We start from the raw sequence: 22,839 nt of genomic DNA on the forward strand, positions 1-22,839 counted from the left end.
CCGGAAGGCCCCCGCCATGCCCCATGGCGGCGTGGGCCTTCCGGTGGACCCCACCTTCGGCGTGCCCGGCCGGCCCCAGTCCGCCTCCAACCAGACGGCCATCCTCACCGGAGACCCCGCCCCCGTCCTCGTGGGCGGCCACGTGCTGGGCTACCCCAACACCGCCCTGCGGGATTTGCTCGCGGAGCGCTCCATCGTGCGGCGCCTCAAGGCCGCGGGCCGCACCGCCACCTTCGCCAACGCGTACCCCGCGCCATACCTGGACGCGCTCGGCGTTCCCCGGCGCCCGTCCACGTCCCCACCGGAGTTCACCCTGTCGGAGCGCGCCGCGCGCAAGGTGCGCCCCTCCGCCGCCAAGCTCGCCTTCGCCGCGGGAGACGAACCGCTGCGCACGCTGGACGACGCGCGGGCCGGCGACGGCCTCACCCACGACATCACTGGCGTCGCCGCGCGCGCATACGGATTGGACGTGCCCCACCGCACGCCCGGAGAAGCCGCGGCCCTCTTCTGGCGCATCGCCGGACAGGCGGACTTCACCTTCTTCGAGCACTACCTCGCCGACGAGGCCGGCCACGCCCAGGACTTCACGGCCGCCCGCCTGGCACTCGACACCTTCGACGCCTTCCTGCGCGCCGTGGCGGCCACCCGCCCGCACGACGCGCGCGTGTTGGTGTGCAGTGACCACGGCAACGTGGAGGACCTGTCGGTTCGAGGACACACCGTGCACGCCGTGCCCATGCTCTACTTCGGCCCCTCCGCCCCGGAGGTAGCGTCGTTCTCCACCGTCGCGGACGTGGGCCGCTCGGTGATCCGCTGGCTCGGGGCCAACTAGAGGGACGCAGGATGCGGGTGGGCGGTACCGGACGATGGAGCCTGTTGCCCGCCCTGCTCGCGGTAACGGTCCTCCTTTCCGCGTGCGCCGCCGCGCCGAAGAAGTCCGACAGCCCCACCGCCACGCTGGCGCTGCCCGGCGGTGAGTTCCTCTTCGAGCACTCCGCGAAGGACACCCAGGCCGCGGACATGGTCCGCCGCGCCGTGGAGAACGCCGCGCCGAGCCTGGCCCGCTGGGGCACCTTCCAGGAGCCCGTCACCCTGGTCATCCACCCGAACCACGCCGCCCTGGAGCGCGCCGCACGCCGCTCCGGCTACGACTTCCTGCGAGCCTGGGCCCGCTACGAGCAGGTGGAGGTCCAGAGCCCCCGCACCTGGACGCGCGCCGGCGCCACCCAGAAGCAGGTGGACGAGCTGCTCCTGCACGAGCTCACCCACAGCCTCATGTGGCAGGCGTCCGCCTCCGTGTCGGACTGGACGAAGAAGGGCATCCCCATCTGGTTCAGCGAGGGCATGGCCTCGTACACCGCCGGCCAGGGCTACCGCGTCCCCAGCCTGGAGGACCTGTCCCGCTTCCTCCACCAGTACCCCCAGGCGGATCCGCTCGCCCGCGCCGAGTCGCTCTACGAGACCGAGAACGCCACCGTCTACGGCGCCGCCCACCACGCCTTCACCTTCCTCATGGAGCGCTACGGAGAGGCGCGCATCCGGGGCGTCCTCGCCGCCATGCGCAGGGGCCAGGACTTCACCGGAGGCTTCCTGGAGGCCATCGGGCTGCCCGTGGACGCCTTCCTCCGCGACTTCCGCCGCTACGTGTACCTGAGGGGCTTCAAGGGGGGCCGGCTGACCCCACCCCTGGTCCTTCCACGCCCGGAAGGGCGCGGAATTCCTGGGAATCCAAAGCTCCCAGCGCCACCTGCCCCACATTCGCCCACTTCCACGCCACCGGACACAACTCCGGTGGCCCCAAGCCCGACAAGTTGAGCAAGCCCGCTATGCGTGGGCCGCCGGAGGTCTCCCCCGTGACCGATTCGAAAATCAACCGCCCGAAACCCACCTCGTCCCCCACCACGGGTAACACCACGACGGATGCCGCCACGCTGGCCGAGCGGCAGAGGGCCGCCGCCGCGAAGGCCGCCGCCGCGAAGGCCGCCGCCGCGAAGCGCAACCAGTCCGGCTTCGAGTCCGCTCCGGCGACGGGCGCTCGCGCTCCGGTGGCCGGCACCGGCAACCTGGCCCGCTCCGCCAACGCGAGCGCGCTGTTGGGCGCCGCGCCCACGTCCGCGGTGAAGAACGGCGCGACGGTGGCGAACCCCACCACGCGCACCATCACGTTCACGTACGACGCGGGCCCTCACGCGGAGCTCACCAACCCGAAGCTCAAGGGCAGCTGGGACACGGACGGCCGCTACAACGCGCAGTGGTCCTCTGGCGGCATCCCCATGAAGTCGCTGGGCAACGGCAAGTACGAGGCCACGGTGAAGGTGGCGGACGACGGCCTGGCTCGCAACTGGGAGTGGGGCGTCAGCGTGGACGGCCCGTCCGGCAAGGACCAGTGGGCGGTGATGGGCGAGGGCAACCTCAAGTTGGACCTGTCCAAGTCCACCGCGTCGTACTCGCCCACGACGTACCACACGATGGGCGCGCAGAAGTCCGGCCAGGACGTGAACTTCAAGTTCTGGGCGCCGGACGCGCGGGCCGTGCAGGTGAAGGTGACGGACAAGCAGGGCCGCGAGCAGCGCATCCCCATGACGCGCGACGAGGGCGGCAACTGGACCACGCAGGCCAAGGGCGCGTGGGCGCAGATGGAGGGCAAGGCCTACGTCTACGAAGTGGTGGACTCCACGGGCGCTGTCAGCGACCGGCCGGACCCCTACGCGCGCCGGATGATGGGCGAGCAGCGCGGCCTGGACCGGCTCTACCTGGACCCCACGCGCGGCAAGGAGGTGGACCGCTACTTCACCGGCGCCACCGGCCTGATGCGCTTCGACATCGACAGCGCGGAGGACGCGGACAGCGCGTTCCTGATCCTCAAGGACGGAGACGGCAACCCGCTCAACAAGCAGCAGCTCCAGGAGCGCCTGGGCAAGTTCGACGACACGCTCATCGACAAGCTGCACGGCGGGAAGCTCAACGACTTCTGGTCGCGCAACGTCACCGACGACGGCCGCATCAAGATGACCAACCAGGCCGGCGCGTGGACGGCGCTCGTCAATGACCCGGAGAAGCTGGCCGGCCTGCGCTACGAGTTCCAGGTGTTCGACAAGGACGCGCAGGGCAAGCTCCACCTGCGCGACGACGTGAACAACGACGGCAAGCTCTCCGACACGGAGCGCCTGGCGTCAGCGGAGAACGACCCGTGGAGCGACCTCATCACCACGGGCAGCGGCGTGTCCTTCCGCGGCTCCATCCTCACCGACCCCACGACGTTCCAGTTCAAGAACGACGACGTCCCGCGTGAGAAGGATCCGTCGAAGTGGGTGGTGTACCAGCTCCACCCGGGCAGCTTCCTGGGCGAGGCGGGCAACGCCAACCGCTCCACCATGGAGGACCTGATCAAGAAGCTGGATTACTTCAAGGAGCTGGGCGTCACCACGCTGGAGCTGCTGCCCACCAACGAGGTGGAGGGCGCGCGCAACTGGGGCTACCTGGGCGTGAACAGCCTGGCCACGGAGAGCTCCTTCGGCTTCGAGGACGAGACGGGCCAGTGGGTGGAGGGCGATGAGGCCCTCAAGCGCTTCATCGACGCGGCCCACGGCAAGGGCCTGAACGTGGTGTCGGACGTCGTCTACAACCACGTCTTCGGCGACCACAACGGCCTGTGGAACGTGGGCGGCCCCAGCAACCCCTACTTCAACTGGTCCAAGGAGCCCGGCCAGTTCGAGCAGCGCGACACCCCGTGGGGCGCCGTGCCCGCGTACAACACGCCACAGGTGAAGCAGCTGTTCGTGGACCACGCCGTGCAGCAGATCGCCGAGCTGAAGTTCGACGGCCTGCGCTTCGACTTCACGGAGCCCATCAAGGGCACGGGCGGCAAGGACGGCTGGGAGATGCTCCGGGAGATCAACCGCCAGGTGCACTTCATCAACCCGGACGCGTGGACCGTGGCGGAGCAGTTCGACTACGAGCCGGACATCTCGCGTCCGGCGAAGTCGGACGGCACGGGCGGCGGCTTCGACGCCCAGTGGTACACGGAGTTCCAGCACCGGCTGGTGCGCGACAACAGCAAGCCGGGCCTGATCCAGGCCGCCTCGCGCGGGATGAAGACGGACGTGGACGCGTTCGTGAACCTGATGACGAACCCGCGCGGCCTGGACGGCTGGAAGCACGCGCTGTCCATCATCAGCAACCACGACGAGGTGGGGAACGCGGAGCGCACCATGAACACCGCGGAGGGCGCGGAGGCCACCGACTTCCCTGACAACTGGTCGCGCGGCGCCGCCCGCTTCGCCGCCGGCATCGGCATGGCCGGCCCGGGCATCCCCATGTTCTTCCAGGGTGACGAGTTCGGCGCCCAGAACGACTTCAAGTGGGGCAACCCGTCCACCTGGGACAGCGACTGGAGCTGGCAGGACGTGGGCCAGGGCGTGGACTTCGGCAAGGTGACGTTCAACGACACCACCAAGGCCACCTACGAGCGCCTCTTCGAGCTGTCCCCGGACGCGCGCGCGAAGGACAGCGCGTACAAGGCCTTCTCCGCGGACGACAAGAAGCTGTTCTCGGAAGTGGCCGCCCTGCCCGCCTCCGAGCGCAAGGACGCGATGCTGGACGTCACCCGCCGGCAGTCCTTCAGCTTCTACAAGGACTCCATCGGCCTGCGGAACAGCAGCGACGCCTTCAGCGCGGCGGCGGAGGTGAAGCGCGTCTACACCCACAACGACGACAGCGTGATGGCCTTCACGCGCAAGTCGGGCAACGAGGAGTTCCTCGTGGTGGGCAGCCTCAACCAGAAGAACCTGGAGGGCTACTCGCTGCCGCTGCCCCCGGGCCAGTGGAAGGAAGTGCTGAACAGCGACGCCTCCGTGTACGGCGGCGGCAACTTCGGCAACTACGGCGCCACGCTGAACGGCGGGAACACCCCGGTGAACATCCCCGCCGCCGGCTACGTGGTGCTGAAGAAGGTCGGTTAGTCCTTCTTCGCCTCCGGTCCGGCCGTCCCCTTCTGCGGGGCGGCCGGGCTGGGCAACAGCGGCGGCCGGTCCTTGCCTTCCATGGTGCGCTGCAGCTCCAGCTCCTGGAGCAGCACCGCGGGCGCCACGGTGGACACGGGCACGTTGCCGCTCTCCGCGCCGCAGAAGCCGTTGAACACGCCCAGCTTCTGCCCCGTGGCGAGGATGCGGTTCACGGACGACAGCGGCGTGCCCACGATTTCAACCCCGCGCACCAGCGTCTCCTCGCCGGTCTTCACGTCCACGCGGTACACCATGCGCGGCACGCCCTTGAAGGCCTGGTAGCCGTAGCTGGACGTGTTGGTGTTGCCGCCCGTGATGTCTCGGATGATGAGCCCGTACGGCTTGCCCTGCCGCTTCGCCTCCGCGACGAGCAGCTTCTTGAGCTCCGCGTCGCTCACCTGCTTCGTGCTGTCCACGAGCAGGTTCGCCATGCGCGCCACCGGCTGGAGCGTGCCCTGTCCGCGCCCGTGGCCGTTGGACTTGGGGAAGCCCTCCACCGGGTGACGGCTCATCAGGTAGCCCTTGAGCACGCCCTTCTCCACCAGGCTCACCGGCTGCCCCTTCACGCCCTCCTCGTCGTAGAGGTAGTAGCCGTTGAGCGGCTCGCCGTTCACCTCGCGCCGGGACGGATCATCCCGCAGCGACAGGAAGGCCGGGAGGATCTGCTTCCCCTCCTGTCCCTTGAACGTCTTGCCGTCGGTGTCGCCGTCCTGCCGGTCCGCTTCCAGCCGGTGGCCGAGCGTCTCGTGGAAGAGCACGCCCGCGGCCTCCGGCGCCAGGATGGCCGGGCCCGCGTACGGGGTGATGGCCGGTGCCTGCCGCAGCGCGAGCAGCTCGTCGATGACCTTCTGAGCCGCCGCGTGCACGCGCGCCTCGTCAGGCATCCCCGCTTCCGTGGGCAGGTAGAAGCTGCGCGAGTTGTCGAGCAACTGCCCGTCCGGCGCGCGCGTCACAGCGGAGACGTGGAACGCGTACAGCGTCTCCTCCGTGATGAGGCGCGTGCCTTCCGACGACGTAAACAACCGCGTGACCTTGTCCGCGGTGATGCGCACTTCTGAATCGAACAGCTCCGGGTGCGCGTTGAAGCGCGCGGACACTTCGCGCGCCAGCTTGCGCCACTTCTGGCGATCAAAAGGGAACGCCACCGGCGGCTGCACGTAGGTGGCGGGCGTCTCCTTGGAGAAGGACGCGGGGCGCTTGGGGTCCTCCACCGAGTAGACGTCCTCACCCTTCTTCTTCAGGTACTGGAAGAGGGCGGCCTTGTACTTCTCGTCCGTGACGAGCCACAGCGCCGTGCGCAGCGCGAGCGGCGAGTCGTCCTGCGGCCCGTCCTTGCGCGCGGTGAAGCTGGAGCCCTTGCTGGTGCTGAAGCCGAAGTCGAGCGAGTCCGCCACGGAGCTGTCGTAGTCGTAGCTGCCCACGCGCACGTCCACGCCCAGCTTGCGCTCGCGGTAGTCGTCGTCCTGGAACAGCGCTCCGTAGCGCGCGATGATCAACCGCGACTCGTAGTCCTTCACGCCGTAGCTCAGGAAGTACGGCGCTTCATGGCCGTTCACCTTGAGCTGCTGCTGGTTGCGCTGAAGCTCCGCGCTCATCGCGTCCAGCAACGGAGCGCGAGGGTCGGAAGCGGGCGCCGCGCCCATCAGCAGCGACGCGGCCATGAGCATCGGGAACAGGGGACGGGAGGAGCCGGGCACGGCCACGCACTGTAGCCAGAAACGCGGCGAGGGCCCTCCCCTCACGCACCCTGGCGTGAAGCGAGGACCCTCCTGCCCGCATGCTCTGTTCGTTACAGGCCTACGCCTTGACGATCTTCTCGCGGCCCTGGGTGACGGCCTTGGTCGCGTTGCGCGTGTCGACGACGATGTTCGAGCGCTGGACCAGCTCGTTGTAGTCGATGTGCGAGTGGTCGGTGAGGATCATCACCGCGTCGTACTGGCTGAGCGTCTCCGGGTCGAGCGGGACGGACTTCATCTCCATGTTGAAGCCGTGGCCCTTGTGCAGCTCCTTCACGAACGGGTCGTGGTAGGCGATGTCCGCGCCCTTCTCCTTGAGGAGCGTCATCACGCGCAGCGACGGGGACTCGCGGTGGTCGTCGATGTCCTTCTTGTACGCCGCGCCGATGCAGAGGACCTTCGCGCCGTTGAGGACCTTCTTGTTCTGGTTGAGCGCCTCCATCGTGCGCTGCACCACGTAGTAGGGCATCTGCCAGTTCACCTCACCGGCCAGCTCGATGAACTTGGTGTGGAACTCGAACTCGCGCGCCTTCCACGTCAGGTAGAACGGGTCGATGGGGATGCAGTGCCCGCCCAGGCCGGGGCCCGGGTAGAACGGCTGGAAGCCGAAGGGCTTGGTGCTGGCGGCCTGGATGACCTCCCACACGTCCACGTTCATGCGGTCGCAGAGCATCTTCATCTCGTTGACCATGGCGATGTTCACGCAGCGGTAGATGTTCTCCAGCAGCTTGGAGAGCTCCGCGACGCGCGTGGAGGTCACCGGCACCACTTCCTTCAGGGCGCTGCCGTAGAGGGCGACCGCCACCTCCAGGCACGCGGGCGAGTAGCCGCCCACGACCTTCGGAATCGTCTTGGTGTTGAAGCCCTTGTTGCCCGGGTCCTCGCGCTCGGGGCTGAAGGCCAGGAAGAAGTCCACGCCCGCCTTGAGGCCGTTCTTCTCCAGCAGGGGCTTGAGGATCTCCTCGGTGGTGCCCGGGTAGGTGGTGGACTCCAGGATGAAGAGCTGGCCGGGGCGCACGTACGGCGCCAGGGCCTCGCCCGTCTGGATGATGAAGGTCATGTCCGGCTCACGCGACGCGGTCAGCGGCGTGGGGACGCAGATGATGACGCAGTCGAGCTCGCGGGACTTCGCGAAGTCGTTGGTCGCCTTGAGCTTGCCAGCGTTGGTGAGCTCCGCCAGCGGCGCGCTGGGGATGTGCTTGATGTAGCTCTCACCCTTGGCGATCTTGTCGATCTTGCGCTGGTCGACGTCCAGCCCCGTGACCGGGAAGCCTGCTTCCGCGAAGGCCATGCCCAGCGGAAGACCGACGTACCCGAGACCCACCACGCCCACCTTCGCTTCCCGATTCTGAATCCGACCCAGCAACGGGTTGCCAACCATCACGCGCATTGTCGTTACTCCCAGCAGTTGACGTGCGGCCTCGCCGGCTCACACGTCCCGACCCACACCAATCACCTGAAGACGAACACCCACCCCAACCATGCCGGAGGCGTCAGCTGCCTCCGGAACTCCACCGACACCGCCGGCACCACGCGCCCATACGCGGGCGAGTAGCGAGACGGCACGAGCAGGGTCTCCAACCCCCGCCCGAAGAGCACCCAACCCGCGGGTGCATCCGCCGGTCCAATCTCCAGGGCCCGTGCATCGAAGGCCTCCGGGCCCTCCTGCACGCGCCCCGCACGCGCCACCACTTCCGCCGCGGGCTGGCACCACCGCGCCTGCGCATCTGGCAGGTGCAAACGTCCGACCACCTCATGACGGCCCGTTCCGACGAGCCGGTCCCCCACGGCCAGCGCGCGCACGTGCCGGTCGAGGAAGAAAGTCCTCTCAATCCCTACCGGGGCCGGCAGGTGGCGGTAGCCGTCGTGGCGCACCACCAACCGGTCATGCTTCGCGCCGGGCTGGAAGGCCACGACGCGAGCCCGGGCATCCTCCGGCAGCGCGAACAGCCGCGCCGGATCCAACGGGGCCTGCTCCGCCCCATCCACCTGAAGCGTGTTGTGCGCCGCGGTGCTCCGCATCGCGTTGCGCAGAGCCGGATCCCGCGTGTACGAACCCGTGCCTGAATCGACGATGACGGGGCGGCCGGCGAGGTGAAGCTCGAAGGAAAGCTTGTCGTTGTGGCTGTGTCCTCCGACGCCCCGCTGCCCCTGCTTTCCGGCCGAGACGGTGAGCACGACCCCTTCGCCGCGCAAGATGTGAAAGCCACCTTCCGAAAAGCTTACCGACGCGGGCGCCGGAGCCACGGGCAGCGCGTTGAAACGCACCAGGCCCGCGTCGCCCAGGAGCCACGCCGCCTCGTCCGGGAACACGCCGCCGCCCAGCCCCGCATCGTTGAAGAGCGCCGCGCCCAGCCCCGCGAGGTAGCTGTGATCCCCGTCCTCGCGCTCCTGGAACGGGAACACGCGGCCGCTGTCGTTGTCGCCAATCTGTGGAGCCAGGCCGGCTTCCGACGACCACGCGCGGGCCGCGACGAACATCAATCGCAGACGCGCTTCGTACGCGGGGCCCATCGACACGCCCGCGCCGCGAGCGACGAGGAAGGCCAGCGTGAACAGCTCCACCGACAGGCGGTGGTAGGGAATGGAGCCCTCGAAGGACGTGCCTTCGGGGTGGACCTGCGCCTCCATTTGAGTGCGCAGGCCGTTCGCCGCGAGCGCCACCTGACGGGGCGCGCCGGGCAGCTCCGGGAAGAGCAGCCCCACCACCGCCAACCCCACGTAGTTGGAGACGAGGTGGTTGTTGGGCACCGCGCTGGTGTCCTCCAGGTGGGCTTCCACCCAAGCGCAGTGCTCCGCGAGCGCGCCCAGCACGGGCACCAGGAACTCCGGACGGCGCACTTCCGGCGCGTCCGCGAACATCACCAGCGCCTGCGCGATGTTGGCCGCGCGCAAGCCAATCTCCATGGGGCACGTCCAATGGACGCCCATGCCCACGGGGTTCGCCTGCAGGAAGTCCAGCGTCTGCGCGACGAAGGCCGTGGCGAAGCGCGAGCGCTCCGCTTCGGTGTCCGCCACCCACGCGCCCTGGGCCAGGGCCAGCGCGCTGTCCAGCCGGGCCATCACCCACGGGTACTTCGGATCCATGCCCGTCACGTGCAGCGGCATGCGCTCCACTGGATCCACCGGGTACTGCCGGCCGCTCACCGGCTCCAGGGACCAGTCCACCGGCTTGCCTTCGCCGAAGGCCACCTTCATGCCGAAGACGTCCCACTCCTGACGGAGCGCCTGTTCGGCGCGCTCGAGCGTGCGCACCTTCGCGCCCGGAAGCTTCTGGATGGCGGCGCGAGCGGACTCGCGCTGCGACAGTTCGCACCAGGCGCGCGACGTGCGGTGATCCAGCGCGAGCGTCACCAGGTCCTCGGCGCGGGTGGCGCCGAAGGACTCCAGCAGCTGCGCCTCGTCCACCTGCTCCCGGCGGCGGTACAGCGCCTGCCGTGCGACCTTCTGGACCCGGCGGACCGCGCTCTTCGCGAGCGCCCCAGGCGCCATCCGAGCCATCGTCGCGTAGTAATCGAGAGTACCCATCCGCCCCTTCCCGCCCAGCCTGACGTGGGCTGGTGATAGCAAGCGGCTGGCCAAAACCTTTTCCCAGCAAGAGCAAGGGTTTGGCTCGAGGGGGCTGCCCGAACGGCGGTAAAAATGTCCGCCCGGCGTGATCAGCGTGGGTAAAGGATTGCTGCCTGGTGCGGAACGGAAGTGCTCCCCGGTGGAGCCATTGCGCCTCTTGACGGGCATGACCATTCCTTGGCGCGTGCGGGCTGGGGCTTGGATGGGGCGGCGCATCGAGGACGACCTCGATGCCAGGATGGAAACGACGCTGACGGCGGTGGCCGAGCAGGCGCTGCGCAAAGGAACGCGCGCGGGCCTGGAGGCTCTCCTCAAGGCGTCCTTGCGGCTGACCGGTGCGACCGGCGCGGCCCTCTATGAAGGACGCGTTTGCGTGATGAAGGTGGGGAACGTCCCCGCCCGTCGCGCGGATGCATCGAAGCGGTCCTCTGTCATGGAGATATGGCCCGCGCCACTGACGACGTCGCAGCGGAGCGTGGTGGCGCGCTTCAGCACGTTCGCCCCGGCGCTGCTCGCGGCGCATTCGCGCGAGGCGGCCCAGGGCGCACGACAGGCCCGGCTGCTGGAAGCGAAGCGGCGCCTGGAGCGCACCGTGGCGGTGCAGGACAAGCGGCGCTCGCGCGCGGCGCACGACCTGCGTACACCGCTCATGGTCATCAAGGGCTACGTGGACATGATGCTCAAGGGCACCGGCGGACCGCTGGGCCCGCAGGCGCAGCGCTACCTGGAGCGCATCGCCAAGGTCGCCGCGGATCAGAAGGAGCTCATCGACCGGCGCCTGGCACCACCCGTGCCGGGCCTGGATGACCTGCGCCCCGTGCTGACGCGCGCCTTCGCGCCCACGCGAGGCCGCGCCGCCCCCACGCTGACGCTGCCCGCGGAACGGACCGTACCGGTGAGAGGCGCCCGGGCGGACTGGGAGCTGCTCGCCCGCACCCTCGCCAGGGGCACCGTTGGCGCCGTAGCGGTGGACGTCCACCTGGGCCCGGCCCAGGAGGCCTCCCAGTGGCTGCTGCGCGTCCAGGCCTGCCCTGGCGCGGCCCTGACGGCGCGGACGCAGGCCATGCTCCAGCAGCTCGCGGAGCGGCTGGGAGGCACGATGGCCGTGGCCGTGGAGCCCCGCCTGGAAATCACCCTGGTGCTGCCGGGGGATGACGCCTTCCCCGTACCTGCCCACTGCTGAGAGTATGAGAAGGCGGGAGACGTCGGGCCAGTGCGCGAAAGGTAGGCGGAGGTCGCAACTCGCCTACTCGCAACTGCGATAAAAGGGAAAGCGGTTTTCCTTCCTGACCCCGAAGGCCTCCCCCATGAAGCTCAACCGAAGCTCGAGCGTGCTCTCCACGAAGTCCGACTCGGCGCTGTCGACGCCGCAGCCGCGTCGCAGCAACTCCGTGGATGCGAAGCCCACCACGACGACGTCGCCGTCCTCGACGCCGACGAAGCCCGCCCGGTCGAACTCAGCGCCCCCGACGGCCAACCGGCCGCCGAGTGACGTGTCCACCGGCAGCCCGTCGCGCACCCGCCCGCGCAACCCCGAAGGGGCGGCGAGCGTGAACAACACGCAGGCGAGCGGCGCCAAGAAGCCCACGACGAACACCGAGATCCGCGCCTGGTACAAGCAGCAGATCGCCGGCATCCCCGCGAACGACGCGAAGCTCCAGGCGCAGGGTGCGTCGCTGGCGGACCGCGCGAAGGCCGCGCACGCCATCCGCCACGAGGCCCGCGTGGGCGCGCGTGAGTTCATGGGCACGTTTGAATCCGCGATGCTCAAGGCGCGCGACTTCTTCAAGTACGGCCGTCTGGACGGCCCCTCTTTCGACCAGCTCGTCGGTGAGGCCAAGAAGAGCGGCTTGAGCGAGGCGCAGGCGTACGACAAGATCATCAACAGCTCGCAGCGTACCAACCAGGCCGTGGACAACATCTACGCCAAGCCACAGGCAAAGCTATGAACGCTGATCAACTGATGAAGCAGAAGCTGGAGTGGGTGAAGACGTCGGACCCGCTCCACCCGCTGCGCACCAAGGCGGAGGGCAAGGAACTGCGCCTGCGCATCGGCGACTTCCCCGAGGAGTCCATGTACACGCTGCTCGTCGACGACCAGGAGGTCACCGAGTTCGACGACTGGCCCAAGGCGTGGGTCCGCCCGCGCTGAAGAAGCGCCTCGCGGCTGAAAAGAACAGACGCCCTGTCCCTCGCTCCAGGCGAAGGACGGGGCGTCGTCGTTTCCAGGCTGCCCTGCCCTGCTTCAGCCCGGCAGCAGCTGGCGCACGAGCTCCAGGAGCTTGCCGCGCTCCACCTCGCGTTTGACCAGGTAGCCGTCCGCGCCCGCCTCCAGACCGGCCGCGCGGTCCTCGTTGCTGTCCAGCGACGTGACCAGGATGATGGGCGTGCGCCGGAACATGGGGTGGCCCTTGATGCGGCGGGCCAGTCCCACGCCGTCCAGCCGGGGCATCTGCCAGTCGCTGACCACCAGGTGGCAGTGAACGCGCTCCAGCACCTGCCACGCCTCCTCGCCGTCCGACGCCGTCACCACCGGGTAGCCGGCAATCTCCAGCAGCGACTTCATGGCGAAGCGCGTGGTGAGCGAGTCGTCGCACACCAGGATGCGCGGCAGCTTGGATTCACCACCGGAGGTGCGCGTGTCCGGCTTGGCCGCGCGCAGCAGCTCCGGCGCGTTGAGCACCGGCACCACGCGGCCGTCGTCCAGCACCGCCGCGCCCGCCAGGTGCGTGACGTCCCGCAGGTGCTTGCCCAGCGCGCGGACCACCAGCTCCTGCTGCCCCACCACCTCGTCGATGGCGTACAGCACGCGCTCCTCGCCCAGCGACAGCAGCACCGCGGTCTGCCGCCGGCCCGACTCCAGCGCGAGCGGCATGCGCGGCAGGCCGATGGCCTCCGAGAGTGACAGGAACGTGAGCTGCTCGCCATCCAGCCGCGCCACCACGCGTCCGGCCACCGTGCCCACGTCGTCCGCGTCCAGCCGCAGCACGCGCTTCACGGTGTCGGAGGGAATCGCGGTGATGGTGGTGCCGGTGCGCACCAGCAGGCCCAGCGCCGCCGCCAGCGTCAACGGCAGGTCCACGATGAAGCGCGTGCCCTTGCCGGGCGTGTACTCCACGTCCGCGCTGCCCTGCAGCCGCTGCGCGGTGGCCAGCACCACGTCCAGGCCCACCCCACGACCCGACGTGGAGGTCACTTCATCTCGCGTGGAGAAGCCCGGCTGGAAGATGAGCCGCGCGGCCTGCGCGTCCGACAGCTTGTCCGCCGCCTCCTGGTTCATCAGGCCCCGGCGCACCGCCGTCGCGCGCACGCGCACCGGGTCCAGGCCCGCGCCGTCATCCTCCACGATGACGCCAATGCGCGTGCCCCGCGCCTCCACCCGCACCACCAACCGGCCCGTCTCCTGCTTGCCCGCCGCCTTGCGCTCCACGGGCATCTCCAGCCCGTGGTCGATGGCGTTGCGCACCAGGTGCACCAGCGGATCCTTCAGCGCGTCCACGATGCGCCGGTCGAGCCGCACGTCGGTGCCACCCAGCTCCAGCGCCACCTCCTTGCCCAACCGCGAAGCCGTCTCGCGCACCGTGCGCCGCAGGGGCTCCAGCACCTGCGAGGCCGGCACCATGCGCAGGTCGCGCAGGTCGTCGCGGATGACCTGACCGATGAGCGACTGCTGCTCACCGTCGCGGTGCGCCTCCTTCGCATGCTCCAGCAGGCGCTTCTGCATCGTGCGCATCAGGCCCACGCCCGTGCGCAGCGGCTCCAGCGCGGACCCGCCACCGGACATGGCCAGCTGCGACGCGGCGCGCTCCAGGTGCAGCAGCACCTCGTGCGCCTGATCCGTCAGCGACCGGAAGCCCTCCGTGCGCCGGCCCTGCTGCGACCGCCCGGACACCAGGTGCTCCACCTGGAGCGCCAGCGAGTCCAGCGTCTTCACGGACACGCGCACCGCGCGGTCCACCGTCCCGGCGCGGCCCTCAGGAGCCGGAGTGCTCGCACGCGCCGCGGGCTTCGCCGCAGGGGCCGGAGTCAGATTCACAGGCTCGGGCTCGCGGACCGCGACAGCCTCCTCCGCCACGCTCAGCGCCATGCGCAGGTCCACCAGCGCACCCGCCACCTCCGACGCCGCCAGTCCCGCCGCGTCCCCGCCCTCCTCCATGCGCGTGAAGCCCAGCGCCGCGGCCTCCGCCAGCGTGGCCACCGCATCCGCCTGGACGGCCTCCGCGATCTGCCGCAGGGCGTGCGCCTGGTCCACCGCTGAACGCACCGCGCCCGCCCGGTCCTCCACCTTGGGGGACACCAGCGTGCTCAGCGCCGTCTCCAGCGCCACCAGCGCCTTCAGCCCGTCCTCGCCCAACGGGCCGCTGATGGCGGCGTCGTCGGACCCGGGGGCGGCCGGCTCTTCGTGGCCCAGGGCCTTGAGCAGCGAGCCCACGCCGTCCACCACGGGCTGTTCACCCGCGTCGCCCCGGTTGAGGGCGTTCTCGATGGCGGAGAGGCCCCGGAGCATCGCCTCCACGGCGCCCCGGGAGATGGGCTGATCCACGTCGACGTGGGACAGCCCGTCCTCGATGGCGTGGACGATGCGTTCGATGTCGTCCAGCCCCAGGCTCGCCGCGGAGCCCTTGAGGCTGTGCACCACGCGCTTCAGCGACGGCATCAGGTCCGCGTCGCGGGCGCTGGCCGGCTGCTCCAGCCCCAGCACCTTCGACCCGATGGCCTGAATCTGTTCGCGCGTCTCCGCGGCGAACACCGGCCAGATGCTGCGCAGCAACTGCGGATCCATGAAACCCCAGTCCCCTCTAGCCGCGCCTTGCGGCCGCCGGGTTGCCCAGCTGTGTGAGGTCCAGCACCGTGAGCCGGTCCGGCGTCAGGAACAGGAACGGCCCCGGCGGCGGCTGGGACAGCTCCGCGCGCGGCAACTCCAGCCGTCCGTCCACGACCTCCGCCGCCAGCCCGAACGCCTCGTCGTCCACTTCCACCACCACGACCTTGCTCAGGTCGGACATGCCCCCGCCCTCCAGCCCCAGCAACTGCCGCAGGTCCAGCACCGGCACGATGCGCGAGCGCGACAGGAGCGCCCCCAGCACGTGGCGCGGCGCCCCGGGAAGCGAGCACATCCCGCGCGACTCCAGCACGTGGTCCACGTAGTCGATCTTCACCGCGTAGCGCTCGCCGCCCACCTGGAAGGCGAGCACCGTGACGACCTCCTGGCGCGTCTCGTGGCGCGAGTTCGCCAGCGCCACCGCGCGCTGGTGCAGCACCTCGCGCCGCCTGTGGGCGCTCACGACGGTGGCGCCTTCCAGCAGCATCTGGGCCGCGTCGAGCGAGGCCTTCAGCTCGTCGAAGTCGATGGGCAGCAGCTTGCGGTCGTCAGTAGACATGGGCGGGCGGTCAGTACTTCGTGGCCGGCAGCTTGAGGATGTCCCGCACCTTGGAGCGCAGGTCGTCCACGGACACCGGCTTGTTGAGGAACGCGCTCGCGCCGACGAGCTTCCCCTTCTGGCGGCTCGCGTCGTCCTTCAGCGACGTGAGCAGCATGAAGGGCGTGTCGTGCAGCTTCGGGTCGCCCCGGATGGCCGCGCACAGCGCGAAGCCGTCCATCTCCGGCATCTGCACGTCGGAGATGATGAGGTCCGGCTTCTGCTCGCGCGCCCGCTTCAGTCCCACCGCGCCATTGGGCGCGTCCACGAAGTCCAGCCCCCACCCCATCAGGTAGACCTGCAGGAGGTTGGTGATGGTCTTCGTGTCCTCCACGATCAGCACCTTCGCTGCCTTGCGTGCCCCACCCGTCACGTTGCTGTTCATAGCTGGTACCTGCCTACAAGTTCAGAGAAGCGCTTCGACAAGATGGAGAGATTGCCGGCCACCTGCTCGATGCGCCGGGTGCCCTCCACCGAATCACTCATGGCGGACGTCAGCTCGCCCATCGCCGTGGCGATCTGCTCCACACCAATGGTCTGCTGCCGCGTGTTGCCCGCGATCTGCCGCGCCGCCCCGGACGACTCGCGGATGACCTCCGACAGGCCCAGGATGGTGGAGCCCGCGCCGCGCGCAAGCTCCATCGCCGCCTGGGCGCGCCGGCTGCCCTCGTCCGTCGTGGTCACCGCCAGGCGGGTGCCCTTCTGCACTTCACCCAGGAGCACGCGCACCTGCTCGGCCGCCATGCGGGACTGCTCCGCCAGCGTGCGCATCTCCGTGGCCACCACCGCGAAGCCGCGTCCGTGCTCGCCCGCCTTCGCCGCCTCGATGGAGGCGTTGAGGGCCAGAAGGTTGGACTGCTCCGCCACGTCCTTCACCTGTCCGATGATGTCGCTGATCTGCAGCGTGCGCTCGTTCAGGTCGGTGATGGCCAGGGCAATGGCCTTCACCTGTTCGCCCAGCTTCTCCATGCCCTCCACGCTCTCCGTGACGACCTTCTGTCCCTGAGCGCTGAGCGACTCCGACTTCTGCGTCTGGGCGATGACCGCGTCCGCGTAGGACGTGGCCTGCTTGGAGGTCTGGGCGATCTCCGCCACCGTGGTGCTCGTCTCGTTGATGGCGGACGCCTGCTGGTGCGCCATCGCGGACTGCTGCGTGGAGGTGGCCAGCACGCCCGCGGCCTCGTGCTCCAGGTCCGTGGCCGCGCCGCGCAGGTCGTGCAGCAGGTGCACCAGCGCGTCCGCCATGGTGGCGAAGCTGCCCGCCAGTTCGCCAATCTCGTCCGTGCCGGTCGTGTCGATCTGCTGGCGCAGGTCCCCCGCCGCGATGCCCACCGCCGCGCGGGCCAGCCGCTCCAGCGGCTGGATGAACAGGCTGGCCATGCCGGCCGCCGCCAGCAGGCCCAGCACCAGCACCAGCAGGCCCAGGCCCGCGGTGCGCCAGGTGCTGGAGGACAGCGAGTCCGCCAGCGCCTCGCGGTCCAGCGCCAGCTGCACGGTGCCCACGCGCTTGAGCGCGCCGCCCGGCGGGCCGAAGAGGATGGGCGCCGTCGTCTCCACCACGGGCAGCGTGCCCGCTGTCAGCAGGCGGTCCACCACCGCGTCGCCGTCCGCGGGCTCCACGGCGGCGGCGGTCGCGAAGTGCTCGTCCGCGGAGCGCGCCAGCACCTTGCCGCTCGCGTCGCGGATGACGATGTACGCGATGTCCGGCACGCTCTTGAGAGCCGCGTCGGTGCCCAGTTGGAGCATCATCGCGTCGTTCGCCGCGGCGGACGCACCCACGGCGAACGCCATGCCGATGCCCACCGCGCGCGAGCGCTTGGTCAGCTCATCCAGCAGGCCGTCGCTCATCTGCATCCAGAACGCGAAGGTCAGGATGCCGACCAGCACGACGCCGAAGATGCCCGTGCCCCCGAGGATCTTCGTCCGCAGGCTGAGCCTGGTCGAATCCGCCCCTTGAGGCGACGCCATCTTCAAACCTTTCGCTTCCACGTTGTCCCCACCTCACGTGTACCGGCGCGCCCCACGACTTCAGCGCGCGCCCTGCCAGCCCATCTGCGAAGGCCGGGGAGCCAGCGCCTGCCGCAAGCCCCCCGCCGTCATCGTCGTCTCCACGCCTCGCAGCGGGTGCTCGTCATCCAATCCATCCAGCGCGCGCAGCGCGTTCTGCCTCGCGCGCTCCGCGTCCTCGCGCCGATCCAGGCGGCTGTAGAGCGCTACCAGCGTCGCATGTCCCAGCGCCAGCTGCGGCTCCAGATACAGCGCCTTGCGCACCGCTTCCACCGCCGCGTCCAGGTCGTTGCGCGATTCGGCCACCATCGCCAGGAGCAGGTACGCCTCCGGAGACAGCGCCCGCGCCGCCTCGCGCGCCAGCGCCTCCGCCTCCTCGAAGTGGCCCGCGTGCGCCGCCTCCAGCGCCCGCGTCAGCAGTCCCGCGTCCTGGGCCGCGCGAGCCGCCGGCGTGGACGCCTGGGCACGCGGGGCGTCCGCCACCGGAGCCGGGCTGGACGGCCGCGCCGAGTAGACCGCCATGGGAGCGGACGGCGTGGGGCGGCGGGACGAAATCCGCAAGCTGCCCGGCACCGGCGTCTCCCGGCGGAGCGAGGCGGCGGTGAAGGCCGAGGGCGCGTCGCGACGCGGAGGGGACACGGTGGCGGACTCGCCCGCGGTCCACAGCTGCTCCAAGGGCATGCGCAGGACGGGGGTGCCGTCCACGTCCAGCGTCTCCAGCCCCATCCCGTTGGTGAGCGGCACCTCCGCGGGCGACACGAAGAGCAGCCCGCCCGGCGCGAGCGCGCTCACCAGCCGGCTCAGCACCGCGCGCACCAGCTCCGGCGTGAAGTAGATGAGGACGTTGCGGCAGAAGATGGCGTGGAAGCCCAGGGACGGCACCGCGTCCGTGGCCAGGTTGTGGCGGCGGAAGTCCACCGTGCGCACGACCTCCGGAGTGACGGAGTGCTGCGTGTCATTTCCCGACGAGCCCGGGTGCGGAACGAGGAAGCGCTTCTCCAGGTCCGGCTCGATGCGCCGCAGCGACCACGGGCTGTACACGCCGGCCTTCGCGCGCTGCAGGGCCCGGCCGGACACGTCCGTCGCCAGCACGCGGAAGCGCCCGCCGTTGCCCAGCCCCGCGTCCATCAGCGCCATGGCGATGCTGTAGGGCTCCTCGCCGCTCGCGCAGCCCGCGCTCCAGACGTTGAACGGGCCGCCCTGGTGCAGGCGCGCCCGGGACGCCAGCGCGCGCAGGTGCTCCGGGTGGCGGAAGAAGTAGGTCTCGCCGATGACGGCGTGCTCGATGAACGCCTCCACCGCCGTCGGCTCGCGAATGAGCAACTGGCGCAGGAAGGCCGTCTCGGACAGGTTGCGCGACAGCGCCGCGCGGGACAGCGCGGGCTCCAACGAGCGACGCAGGCTGCTCGCGAGCGTCAGGCCGCAGGCGCCCTGGAGCACCTCCTCGACCTTCGCGAGCGTGGCGTCGTCGAGAAGCCCGTCGCTCACAGGCCCTCCGTCCCGTTCAGCAGCGCGCTCGTGCGCAGGAGCGGGCGCAGGCCCTCCGGCGTGCGGCACAAGCCCGCCATCAGCCCGGTGCCGTCCCACGGCAGCTTCTCCTCGCCGCTCTGCGAGCCGTCCACCAGCACCGGCGTCTCCACCAGGTCCTTCACCCGGTCCACCAGCAGCGCCACCATGCGGCCCGCGTCCACCACCACCAGCAGCGAGTCCAGATCCGGCGTGCGCTTGACGCCCATCAGGCGCGCCACGTCCACCACCACCGCCGGGCTGCCGCGGTAGACGAATGAACCGGACACGTGCACCGGCGCGCCGGGCAGCGGATCCAGCGCCACCAGCCGCACCACCTCCTGCACCTGCCTGGCGGGCACGAGCGCGGTCGTGTTGCCTGCCTCCACGGTCAGGTAGAGGCCCGGCAGGCGGACCTCGCCCTGCAAGGTGACGAGCTCCTGACGCAGCTGGTTCTGCTCCGCCTCCAGCGCGCTCAGGCGCTGTTGCACGGAGAGCCGGCGCGCCTGTGGAGGGACGGGGACTCTGGGGGTTTCGGCCATCGAAGAACTCGGCCCGCCGGATGGCAGGCAGGAAGAAAAACCGTAATCCGGGAGCCCCACCCAAAGCAATGCGGGCTTACCCGAAGGTCGCGACTCACATCCCCCCCTACGACCGGGGTCGCGCTTGCCCCGACGTGGTGGATTCCGGACCCCCTTGGCGTGCGCCGCACCGGCGAGTTGTGCTTGGATACGGAGCTGCTGCTTTTGCCGGAGAAACCATGTTGCACGCAGCTTCTAGGGGACACGAATGATCAAGAGCGATTCCCCGAGCCCTGAGGCCCCGGGAACGGATCCGCTCATCGGCCGGACGTTGAACGGCCGCTTCAGCATTCTGGAGCCCCTGGGCGTCGGTGGAATGGGCAAGGTATACCGCGCCCTCCAGGCCCCCTTGGAGCGCGTGGTCGCGCTCAAGGTGCTCAACCCCACCTTCCCTAGTAGCCGCGACCCCGGCTTCCAGAAGCGCTTCCTGCGCGAGGCGTCGCTGACGTCGAAGCTGCGGCACCCGAACACCGTCACCGTCATCGACTACGGGCAGACGGACGACGGCATCTACTACATCGCGATGGAGTACCTGGAGGGCCGCACGCTCCAGCAGGTGCTGGGTCAAGCCGGTCCCCTGCCCTGGGCGCGCGCGGTGTCGGTGGCGCAGCAGGTGTGCCGCTCGCTGCGCGAGGCGCACGCCCTGGGCATCATCCACCGCGACCTCAAGCCCGCGAACATCATGATCCTCAATGAGGCGGATCAGGACCTGGTGAAGGTCCTGGACTTCGGCCTCGTGAAGTCCGTGGGGCCGCAGGAGGGGCCGGTCAGCCCCGAAATCACCCAGAACGGTACGTTCCTGGGCTCGCCGCAGTACATGGCGCCGGAGCAGGCGCGCAACGTGGCGGACGCGCGCAGCGACGTGTACTCGCTGGGCATCATGCTGTTCCAGATGCTGATGGGCCGGCCGCCCTTCATCGCGCGCGACCACATCGAGCTCATCTTCGCCCACTACAAGGAACCGCCCCCCACCTTCCAGGCCGTGCGCCCGGATCTCGCGGTGCCGCCGGAAATCGAGATGGTGGTGCGCCGCTGCATGGAGAAGGATCCGGCGCGGCGCTTCCAGACGATGGACGAAGTGCTGGAGGGCCTGCGCGAGGCGCACATGGCCGCGGGCGGCAACAGCGGCGTGTTCCGCCGGCTGGGCGGCGCCTCGACGACGGGCCCCTACCCCTCGCCGCCGACGACGGGCCCCTACGCGTCCCCGCTGTTCGCCAACGTGGGCAACGCGGAGCCCGCGGACGGTGGGCTCGCTGTGGACATCAGCGTGGAGGTGCCGGCGGACGTGCAGCGCGCCCGCCAGCGCACGCTCATGATGGGCGCGCTGGGTGGCGTGATGGTCGCGGGCCTGGTGGGCATCACGCTGTTCTTCCTGCGCGGCGGCAGCCCGGATGAGCAGCCCGCGCAGCCGGTGACCCAGGCCACGGCCCCCGCCGCACCGGCCCCGGTGGCGGAAGCCCCCACGGCGGCGCCCGCGCCGGGCAAGGTGCGCTTCCGGCTGATGAGCCAGCCGTCCGGCGCGCGCGTCTATTACAAGGGCAAGGAAAAGGGCGTGACGCCCTTCATGCTGGAGCTGCCGCTGGGCAGCGAGGGCAGCATCACCGCGGAGCTGACCTTCGCGCTGGAGGGCTACCAGACGGAGACCATCATCACCGGCGGCTCCGGTGAGGTGGTGCTGTCCCAGAAGCTGACCAAGCGCCGGGGCGGCGGTGAGCGCCCGAGCCGCGTGGACCTGGCCACCGCCTCCACCCCCGAGGACTTCGAGAACGTGGCCCCGGCGACGCCGGGTGGACTCGCGGCGCCAGTGATGATGACGGCGAACCCGGCCACCCCCGCGGCCGTCCCCGCCACGACGACGGACAAGGCGCCGGGCGCGGTGGGCGTGTCCGCCGCGGCACCGGTCAGCGCGGCGGGCAGCCTCGCGGTGCCGTCGCTCACGACTGGCGCGCTCGCGCCCGTCAACCCGAACGCCGTCATCCCCTTCAACGACGCCATGGAGCGGCCGACGCTGCTGGAGGAGGGCCGGGACATCGCCTACACGCGCGAGGCGCTCGCCATCAAGGCGGAGGGACTCGTGGCGGTGCGCTGCACCATCACCAACAAGGGGCGCGTGGAGAACTGCCGCATCCTGAAGATGGTGCAGCACATGGACAAGGCGGTGCTCGACTCGCTCCAGTCGCGCGTCTACAAGCCCATCCAGTACCAGGGCCGCCCGGCGAACGTGGACTACACGTTCACCATGCGGCTCGTGTCCCCGCGCCGCTGAAAGAAGCAACGCGCCTCCACCGCGTCCTTCAAGGGCCGGTGGAGGGAACGAGCGGCGGCGACGGAGGGACGGACGGGGTGGCGCCTCCAGAAGGCACGCCCCAGTCCACCACCGGCCAGCCCCGCCTCCGCGCCTCACGGCGCAGCCGGTGGTCCGGGTTCACCACCACCGGGCGCCCCACCACCTCCAGCACCGGCAGGTCCGAGTACGAGTCCGTGTAGAAGGCGCACGCGGACAGCGGCACCCCCGCCTCCTTCGCGGTGGCCTCCGCGTAGAACCGCTTGCCCTCGCCGAAACACACGGCCCCCAGCGGACGCCCGGTGTGCAGTCCCGCCGCGTCCACCTCGAAGCGGTTGCACAGCACGCCGTCCAGGCGCAGCTCGCGCGCCACCAGGTCGGACAGGTAGCCCGAGGACGAGGTCAGCAGTACCAGTCGGTCTCCGGCCTCGCGGTGGGCCTCCAGCGCGAGCAGGGCCCCGGGCCGGTACTGCCCGCGCACGGCCTCCGCGTAGAAGTCCGCGGAGCGCGCCTCCAGGGCCCTGGCGTCGGAGCCCGAGAGCAGCGCCGTGGCGCGCAGGAGCACGTCCTGCATGGCCACGAAGCCCAGGTGGTAACGCGCGAGCAGCAGGCTGGCGCGCAGGGCCTCCCAGCGGGAGATGTGCCCCAACGCCAGCTCGCGGCGCACCCAGAGCGACGCGGAGTTGGCGGCGAGCAGCGTCCTGTCCAGGTCGAAGAAGGCGACGGCCACGG

General features: G+C 70.2%; 17 protein-coding genes. 7 read left to right on the top strand and 10 right to left on the bottom strand.

Annotated elements, in window-relative coordinates:
* From D7Y15_RS04540 to D7Y15_RS04550, 3 genes are all read left to right on the top strand, one after another.
* The coding region (locus tag D7Y15_RS04540; RefSeq protein ID WP_121751806.1) for a metalloenzyme at positions 1-832 on the top strand (832 nt) is incomplete at its 5' end.
* Between the two features lie 11 nt (positions 833-843).
* Positions 844-1,815 carry a hypothetical protein gene (locus D7Y15_RS04545; RefSeq protein WP_121751807.1) on the top strand — a complete coding sequence of 324 codons (972 nt, stop codon included), beginning with the start codon at positions 844-846 and terminating at the stop codon, positions 1,813-1,815.
* Between the two features lie 38 nt (positions 1,816-1,853).
* Positions 1,854-4,961, top strand: coding sequence for an alpha-amylase family glycosyl hydrolase (locus D7Y15_RS04550; RefSeq protein ID WP_121751833.1), 3,108 nt, complete (start codon positions 1,854-1,856; stop codon positions 4,959-4,961).
* Here the strand turns inward: D7Y15_RS04550 and D7Y15_RS04555 are convergent.
* From D7Y15_RS04555 to D7Y15_RS04565, 3 genes are all read right to left on the bottom strand, one after another.
* On the bottom strand, positions 4,958-6,700 hold the full coding sequence (locus D7Y15_RS04555; RefSeq protein WP_304988677.1) for a TldD/PmbA family protein: 1,743 nt from the start codon (positions 6,698-6,700) through the stop codon (positions 4,958-4,960). The genes D7Y15_RS04550 and D7Y15_RS04555 overlap by 4 nt on opposite strands.
* A 100-nt stretch (positions 6,701-6,800) precedes the next feature.
* On the bottom strand, positions 6,801-8,120 hold the full coding sequence (locus D7Y15_RS04560) for a nucleotide sugar dehydrogenase (RefSeq protein WP_120574975.1): 1,320 nt from the start codon (positions 8,118-8,120) through the stop codon (positions 6,801-6,803).
* Positions 8,121-8,191: 71 nt separating this feature from the next.
* On the bottom strand, positions 8,192-10,267 hold the full coding sequence (locus tag D7Y15_RS04565) for an alginate lyase family protein (RefSeq protein ID WP_172813900.1): 2,076 nt from the start codon (positions 10,265-10,267) through the stop codon (positions 8,192-8,194).
* 280 nt (positions 10,268-10,547) lie between these two features.
* On the opposite strand from D7Y15_RS04565, the gene D7Y15_RS04570 reads away from it, so the two are divergent.
* The 3 genes from D7Y15_RS04570 (at position 10,548) to D7Y15_RS04585 (ending at position 12,461) form a co-directional block, all read left to right on the top strand.
* Positions 10,548-11,492 carry a histidine kinase dimerization/phospho-acceptor domain-containing protein gene (locus D7Y15_RS04570; RefSeq protein ID WP_233604823.1) on the top strand — a complete coding sequence of 315 codons (945 nt, stop codon included), beginning with the start codon at positions 10,548-10,550 and terminating at the stop codon, positions 11,490-11,492.
* A gap of 124 nt (positions 11,493-11,616) precedes the next feature.
* Positions 11,617-12,258 carry a hypothetical protein gene (locus D7Y15_RS44040; RefSeq protein WP_126932966.1) on the top strand — a complete coding sequence of 214 codons (642 nt, stop codon included), beginning with the start codon at positions 11,617-11,619 and terminating at the stop codon, positions 12,256-12,258.
* Complete coding sequence (locus D7Y15_RS04585; RefSeq protein ID WP_120574963.1) at positions 12,255-12,461, top strand: hypothetical protein; 207 nt, start codon at positions 12,255-12,257, stop codon at positions 12,459-12,461. Before D7Y15_RS44040 ends, D7Y15_RS04585 begins: the two co-directional genes overlap by 4 nt.
* Before the next feature lie 93 nt (positions 12,462-12,554).
* Here the strand turns inward: D7Y15_RS04585 and D7Y15_RS04590 are convergent, their stop codons facing one another.
* Genes D7Y15_RS04590 through D7Y15_RS04615 form a run of 6 tightly spaced genes read right to left on the bottom strand, consistent with a single transcriptional unit; the run spans position 12,555 to position 19,784 of the window.
* Positions 12,555-15,092 (bottom strand): response regulator, encoded by a 2,538-nt coding sequence (locus D7Y15_RS04590; protein ID WP_120574962.1) that lies wholly within the window; start codon positions 15,090-15,092, stop codon positions 12,555-12,557.
* A 16-nt stretch (positions 15,093-15,108) separates the two neighbouring features.
* Positions 15,109-15,690 (bottom strand): chemotaxis protein CheW, encoded by a 582-nt coding sequence (locus tag D7Y15_RS04595; protein ID WP_120574961.1) that lies wholly within the window; start codon positions 15,688-15,690, stop codon positions 15,109-15,111.
* Positions 15,691-15,700: 10 nt separating this feature from the next.
* Entirely contained in the window at positions 15,701-16,114 is a 414-nt protein-coding gene (locus tag D7Y15_RS04600; RefSeq protein ID WP_120566495.1) for a two-component system response regulator, read from the bottom strand.
* Positions 16,111-17,697 (bottom strand): methyl-accepting chemotaxis protein, encoded by a 1,587-nt coding sequence (locus D7Y15_RS04605; RefSeq protein WP_120574973.1) that lies wholly within the window; start codon positions 17,695-17,697, stop codon positions 16,111-16,113. The genes D7Y15_RS04600 and D7Y15_RS04605 overlap by 4 nt, the downstream gene beginning before the upstream one ends.
* Positions 17,698-17,757: 60 nt before the next feature.
* Positions 17,758-19,224 (bottom strand): CheR family methyltransferase, encoded by a 1,467-nt coding sequence (locus tag D7Y15_RS04610; protein WP_120574960.1) that lies wholly within the window; start codon positions 19,222-19,224, stop codon positions 17,758-17,760.
* Positions 19,221-19,784, bottom strand: a complete 564-nt coding sequence (locus tag D7Y15_RS04615; protein ID WP_121751810.1) for a chemotaxis protein CheW — start codon at positions 19,782-19,784, stop codon at positions 19,221-19,223. Before D7Y15_RS04615 ends, D7Y15_RS04610 begins: the two co-directional genes overlap by 4 nt.
* A 247-nt stretch (positions 19,785-20,031) precedes the next feature.
* On the opposite strand from D7Y15_RS04615, the gene D7Y15_RS04620 reads away from it, so the two are divergent.
* On the top strand, positions 20,032-22,089 hold the full coding sequence (locus tag D7Y15_RS04620) for a TonB family protein (protein ID WP_121751811.1): 2,058 nt from the start codon (positions 20,032-20,034) through the stop codon (positions 22,087-22,089).
* Between the two features lie 28 nt (positions 22,090-22,117).
* On the opposite strand, the gene D7Y15_RS04625 is transcribed toward D7Y15_RS04620, so the two are convergent.
* Complete coding sequence (locus tag D7Y15_RS04625) at positions 22,118-22,837, bottom strand: HAD family phosphatase (protein WP_120574957.1); 720 nt, start codon at positions 22,835-22,837, stop codon at positions 22,118-22,120.
* Positions 22,838-22,839 lie beyond the last annotated feature (2 nt).

The organism is Corallococcus sp. AB030 (assembly GCF_003668965.1).
Classification (GTDB): domain Bacteria; phylum Myxococcota; class Myxococcia; order Myxococcales; family Myxococcaceae; genus Corallococcus; species Corallococcus exiguus.